Genomic DNA, 4,263 nt, shown 5'->3' on the forward strand with positions numbered 1-4,263 from the left:
ACCCCCGGAAGCTAAAAGTCTCCAGAGTATGGCGGAACAGAAGATGAGCGATCGGACAGAATCGGAATCGCTGATCGGGCGACCGGAATCAGTGATCGGGTGAAATCGGAATCAGTGATCGGACGTGACCGGAACCAGCAGTAATTGAGGGTTAACAACAGATTAACCGTTATGATGCGTGACAGCACGCAAAAATTCCTGACGGGTATTTTGACTGGATTTAAACAGTCCGCCCAGCGATGTGGTGGTGGTGGTGGTGGTGGCGTCGCGTATCCCCCGCGCTTTGACGCAATAATGCACGGCATCAATGGAGACCGCCACATTATTGGTGCCGAGCAGCGTTTGCAGCGCCAGCAGGATCTGCTGCGTCAGCCGCTCCTGCACCTGCGGCCGTTGGGCAAAGAACTGCACGATACGATTGATTTTCGACAGCCCAATGACGCAGTGTTTGGGAATATACGAGACCGTCGCCTTGCCGTCGATAATCACAAAGTGATGTTCACAGGTGCTGGTCAGCGTTATATCACGCACCGTGACCATTTCATCCACTTTCATCTTGTTTTCGATGACCGTGATTTTGGGGAAATTGGCGTAATCCAGGCCGGCGAACACCTCTTCCACGTACATCTTGGCGATGCGATGCGGCGTTTCCGCCAGGCTGTCGTCGGTCAAATCGAGGTTGAGCAGCGTCATGATGGCCGTCATGTGCTCCGCGATAAGACGTTTGCGCACTTCGTTATCCAGCACCTCGCCCCGCAGCGGTGTTTCGAGTCCTCGGGCCAGTAAAGCTTCGCGTACCTGCGAGGCCTCTTTTGTCAGCGTTACCATATTCATTCTTCTCCAGCAGGCGATTCGCTCCCGCGGGGTTAACCGCAGAATGGGCAACACTCTAGTGGAGTGCGCGGGGATAATCCAGTGAATGTGTTTCATGATAGCTGAATCGTGACAACCTAGCCTGCTATGGTTGGCGCCACGCCAATATGCCGGCAACGGCCAACGCCAGCATCGACGCCAGCAATGCCGGTTCAAGGCGCCCGGTCAACCAGGTGGATAACGCGGAAAGCACGGGGCCCGCCAGTTGCCCCAGCGCATAGCCGCAGGTCAACAGCCCCGCCATATAGCGCAGGTGGTCCGGCGGCTACATTCGAGCGCGAGTTGCACGACGCTAAGAAAGCCGCCGCCGGTCAGCAGCGCGCCGACAATCAAGCTGCCGATACCGGGCAAGCTAATCATCAGCAAGACCCCGATGCCCTGCGCCCACAGCGTCAGGCGGCGGCCGGCGGACAACCGGTGGCGGGTGAGGATACCGAGCACAATGCCGGCGACGCTGGCGGCGCCAAATACCGGCCATACCCATTGGCCGAAGGCGCTGGCGGGAAAGCGCTGCGCCGCCATCTGCGATAGGAAGGTCGCGGGCAGGATATAGCCGAAGCCCGCCAGGGAATAGCTCCATACCAGTTTTTTCAACGGCAGGCTCAGCGTCGACAAGCTTACCGCTTGGGTAGGATGCACCAACGTGCCGCTTCGGGGTAAATAACGGCTGATGATAGCGATAAGCACCGCGGCGACGTGGCGGTAGTGCAGCAACATCGCCAGCATGCCGCTGACAAAAATACCCGCGCCGGGCGCGCATCGCGTCATAGGTCCCCAGTAAATATCCAAGATAATTGAAGGCTGCCACCAGCGCCGTGCTGGTCAGGGTGAGCTGCCCGTCCGCTATCATGAGCGGCACCTGCGGCGTAAAAGCAAAGCGGCCTATTCCCATGGCCACCAGCAACGCCAGAAAACCGCTTAATGCCACCTTTATGGCCATCTTAACTCCGTGACTACCCATTGTTGTTGCCAAAAGAATGCCCTATCGTTAGAATCACGGAAAATGAATAATTCAGACAAAGTTGATGACGAAATGAGAACACATGGACCTTACCCAACTTAAAATGTTTTGCAGCGGCGCTGAAACCGGTTCCCTGGCCCGTGCCGCCGAGCAGCTTCACCGGGTCCCCTCCAACTTGACCACCCGGCTGCCTGGATTGCTGGCCGCCTACCATCAACGGTTTCCCCAGGTCTCCTTGTCGCTAGTCACCGGCACCTCCGGCGAAATTATCGCCGGGGTGCGCGCCGGTACGCTGGTGGACGGTCCGGTGGACTATGATGATATCCACGGTTGCGTCAGCTTTCGCGAAACGCTGGGGTTGATCTCAAGCCCGGATCAAGATGACATCGCCTCCACCAAGGATATCGCCGGTCAGACGGTGTTTGCGTTCCGACATAGCTGCTCATATCGGCAAAAATTGGAAAGCTGGTTTTACACTGATGGCGTCAAATCCCGGCGCGGTGATGGAAATTCAATCCTATCATGCGATGCAGGCCTGTGTGGCCAGCGGCGCCAGGGTAGCACTGCTGCCCTTGTCGGTGCTGGAACAATTGCCCGGCCGCGAGCGGGTCAAAGTGCATCCGCTGCCGCGCCACATCGCCGACGCCGCGACCTGGCTCATTTGGCGGCGCGACGCTTTCGGGCCCAACGTGGAGCCGTTAAAGCAGCTTATCATTGAATTGCACGATGCCACCACCGGCGACACTGTTTCTGCGCCGGCGCCGGCAGGATCATCGGTATCGATATCAATACCAGTAAATTCGATTTGGCCCGCAAACTTGGCGCCACCGATCTGATTAATCCGCGGGATTACGATCGACCAATCCAAGAGGTGATTGTTGAACTGACCAACGGCGGCGTCGATTTTTCCTTTGAATGTATCGGCAACGTCAATGTGATGCGTTCGGCGCTAGAGTGCTGCCATAAGGGCTGGGGCGAGTCGGTGATTATCGGGGTCGCAGGCGCCAGAGAGAAAATCGCCACCCGGCCGTTCCAATTGGTGACCGGCCGCGTTTGGCGCGGTTCCGCTTTCGGCGGCGTGAAAGGCCGCTCGCAGTTGCCCGGCATCGTCGAACGCTACCTGAAAGGCGAATTTCAGCTCAACGATTTCATCACCCACACCATGGGGCTTGAGGCGATTAATGACGCGTTTAGCCTCATGCATGAAGGTAAATCAATCCGTTCCGTTATCCATTTTGGCCAGTGACAAAAGGAGAATGCGATGAGCGCAAGCGTCGAACGCATTGCCGCCCACCGCCTGCACGGCGGATGGCAATATCGCTACCGATACCTGGCGCAGGCAACCGGTGTCCCGATGACCTATAGCGTCTTTGTGCCGCCGGAGGCCGCGAATAAACGGCCACCGCAGGTGATATTCTGGTTGTCCGGGCTGACCTGCAATGATGAAAACTTCACCACCAAAGCGGGCGCGCAACGCCTTGCCGCCGAGCTGAATTTGCTGCTGGTGATGCCCGATACCAGCCCGCTCGGGGAGGCGGTGGCGGATGACGAGGCGTACGATTTGGGACAGGGCGCGGGCTTTTATCTCAACGCCACGCGCCTGCCGTGGGCATCCCATTACCGAATGTTCGACTATCTCAGCGACGAACTGCCGGCGCTCATCCGCCAGCAGTTCAGCACTGGCGATCGGCAGTCCATTATGGGGCATTCGATGGGCGCTCACGGCGCGCTGTTGATGGCGCTGCGTCATCCGGGACGCTATTGCTCGGCGTCGGCATTTGCGCCGATCGTTAACCCCAGCGAGGTGCCCTGGGGCCGCAAAGCGTTCGGCGAGTATCTGGGCCAGGACGAGGCACAGTGGCGGCAATGAGACAGCTGCCCGTGTTGATTGACCAAGGCGATGCCGACCCGTTTTTACCGGAACAGCTACAGCCGGAAAAATGGGCCGCGCTGGCGCGTCAGCGCCAATGGCCGCTGACGTTGCGCATCCAGCCGGGCTATGACCATATTCTTTATCGCCAGCTTTATCGACGATCACCTGCGTTTTCACGCCGGCTATCTACACGCCTAGCCAGAAGGAGGCAGCTCCACCCGGGGGAAGGGAAATCGCCGGGCGCGAGCGTTAGGCCGCCGGCCTGCCGCTTCACTCGGCGCCGGCTGCCTTTATGGCGCTAAGCCCCCGCGTTAGCGTTTTCTAAAGCCTACCGGTTCTTGACGCACATCGTTTCCCGGCGCCCTGCCGCTTCACTCGTCCCCAGTTGCCCTTATGCCGCCGGGCCATCGCCCTACCTGTAGCGATGCAAAAGATTCTGGACTAATTTGCAGTCAATTCTGGACTCCTTTGAACTCTAAAAAATGGCTATTTTGGACAGTCCAGAATTGTTTGCAAAAACACAGGAGCACTTCATTTATTTTGAATGCTTGAACGG

Annotated in this window: 1 protein-coding gene and 4 pseudogenes; 3 read left to right on the forward strand and 2 right to left on the reverse strand. The window is 58.0% G+C overall.

The features are described 5' to 3' along the window. Nucleotides 1-162: 162 nt before the first annotated feature. The gene (gene folE, locus ACMX3H_RS17330) at nucleotides 163-828 is read right to left on the reverse strand and encodes a GTP cyclohydrolase I FolE (RefSeq protein ID WP_415211699.1); all 666 of its coding nucleotides are present in this window, start codon (nucleotides 826-828) and stop codon (nucleotides 163-165) included. A gap of 130 nt (nucleotides 829-958) precedes the next feature. After that, nucleotides 959-1,813: pseudogene (locus tag ACMX3H_RS17335) on the reverse strand (YbfB/YjiJ family MFS transporter). A gap of 103 nt (nucleotides 1,814-1,916) precedes the next feature. Here ACMX3H_RS17335 and ACMX3H_RS17340 point away from each other — a divergent pair. From ACMX3H_RS17340 to fghA, 3 pseudogenes are all read left to right on the forward strand, one after another. Next, nucleotides 1,917-2,670: pseudogene (locus ACMX3H_RS17340) on the forward strand (LysR family transcriptional regulator). Next, nucleotides 2,589-3,080, forward strand: a pseudogene (locus ACMX3H_RS17345) (zinc-binding dehydrogenase); the annotation flags it as partial. The pseudogenes ACMX3H_RS17340 and ACMX3H_RS17345, both read left to right, overlap by 82 nt. 15 nt (nucleotides 3,081-3,095) lie before the next feature. Then, nucleotides 3,096-3,905, forward strand: a pseudogene (fghA, locus tag ACMX3H_RS17350) (S-formylglutathione hydrolase). Nucleotides 3,906-4,263: the final 358 nt, after the last annotated feature.

Source organism: Sodalis sp. (in: enterobacteria) (assembly GCF_047607725.1).
Lineage (GTDB): Bacteria > Pseudomonadota > Gammaproteobacteria > Enterobacterales > Enterobacteriaceae > JBLKSS01.

Coding starts and splice junctions, on each gene's coding strand:
- folE (WP_415211699.1), bottom strand. CDS start 828: ATGGTAACGCTGACAAAAGAGGCCTCGCAGGTACGCGAAGCTTTACTG.